Source organism: Neisseria sp. P0009.S007 (assembly GCF_051962515.1).
In genome coordinates this window covers 1-250 of the sequence record NZ_JBQCVF010001201.1, presented here as the reverse complement: position 1 = coordinate 250, position 250 = coordinate 1, and the positions used below count along the sequence as shown (strand labels likewise).

The following is a 250-nucleotide window of genomic DNA, read 5'->3' as shown; positions in this document are numbered from 1 at the left end:
AACACACCCTGACCGCAGACGATTTGATTTACCCCGTCTTCGTACTCGAAGGCAGCAATCAGGAAGAAGTCGTCCCCTCCATGCCCGGCGTGAAGCGGCAAAGCCTGGACAAATTATTGTTCACCGCCGAAGAAGCCCTCAAACTCGGCATCCCCATGCTGGCACTCTTCCCCGTCGTTACCCGAAACAAAACCGAATTAGCGGAAGAAGCCTACAACCCCGAAGGACTCGTACCGACCGTCGTGCGCAC

At 56.0% G+C, this 250-nt stretch carries 1 pseudogene; it reads left to right on the top strand.

From position 1 onward, the window contains the following. Nucleotides 1-250 (top strand): annotated as a pseudogene (locus ACTHS3_RS18300) (porphobilinogen synthase); the annotation flags it as partial.